The 1,043-nt window shown below is 64.1% G+C and carries 2 protein-coding genes; one reads left to right on the top strand and one right to left on the bottom strand.

Annotation, left to right across the window (positions count from 1 at the left end; genetic code table 11):
- Positions 1 to 214: ATP-binding protein (locus AC3ETA_RS47730; protein WP_432199162.1), on the top strand; the 214-nt coding region annotated here is incomplete at its 5' end.
- A 65-nt stretch (positions 215 to 279) separates the two neighbouring features.
- Here AC3ETA_RS47730 and AC3ETA_RS47725 read toward each other — a convergent pair.
- The gene (locus AC3ETA_RS47725; protein ID WP_432199161.1) at positions 280 to 843 is read right to left on the bottom strand and encodes a cysteine hydrolase family protein; all 564 of its coding nucleotides are present in this window, start codon (positions 841 to 843) and stop codon (positions 280 to 282) included.
- Between the last annotated feature and the right edge of the window lie 200 nt (positions 844 to 1,043).

Raw genomic sequence — 1,043 nt, 5'->3', positions numbered from 1 at the left:
CCAGGTTCTGACGGAGCGGGAGGAGAAGAACAGCGTCGCCATCGCCTCGAACGAGAGTTTCAGCGGCTGGACCAAGACCTTCACCGATCCCCGCCTCTGCGCGGCCATCGTCGACCGCCTCACCTTCGGCGGCAATCTGATCCAGACCGGCACCGACTCCTACCGCCTCGCCATCACCCAGGCCCGCGCCGTTGCTCAGAACGCCGCCGACTGACCTCACCCGGACCGGCGGGAGGCGATGCCGTATTGCCCCGCACGCGAGAGTCCGGACGGTCACCGCTATTGCGGTGCGATGGCTTTGAGCCAGTCCCCAACGGCGACGACATCTGCCCACTGCGGGAACAGCTTTTCGGTGAGCATCCGGTGCACCTCGGGGTCGGTGTCGAGACAGGCATCCGCCAGGACGGTGAGGCCGAAGTCCAGGTCGATGGCGTGCCACAGGGTGGACAGCACTACAGCGCTGGTGGCGATGCCGGTGAGAACAAGGCTGTCGATGTCGCGAGCCCTGAGTACCAAGTCGAGGTCGCTGCCCGAGAACGCGCTCCCTCTCCTCTTGGTAACCACCACGTCGCCCTGCTGGGGCGCAACATCGTGATGAATCTCGGTGCCAGCGGCCCCCTCGGTGAACAGGCCGGCCCGCACGACGTTTGTCATCGCCTTGTTGCGAGGGCTGACTTCCGGATCGCCCGGCCGTAATCCCATCACCACGTAGATCACGGGGATGCCGGCAGCCCGGGCACCGTCGATCGCCCCGCGCAAGCGCGGCAGATATCCGGAACCATCGTCGGCGATGGCCAGGACGTCCCGTTGGACGTCCATCACCAGAAGTGCGCTCTTCGCCATACTTGCCCGTCCCTTCTCCGTTGGGAAACAAGAGCAAGTCTGGTGGATCAACCGAGTTGCGGTGGAGGTTTCGGAGATCCACATCAGCGTCGCGCCACAGTGCGCCTACGGCCGGTGTCAGTTCTCATCGACATTTTCATGCCCCGTGATCACCAAGTGCTGTCCAAACTCGGTGATAAACGGTGTCGCCCGTCAACTAC

The organism is Streptomyces sp. bgisy027 (assembly GCF_057710365.1).
Note: the sequence above shows the minus strand (reverse complement) of the source record. Positions and strands in the feature narration are given on the sequence as shown.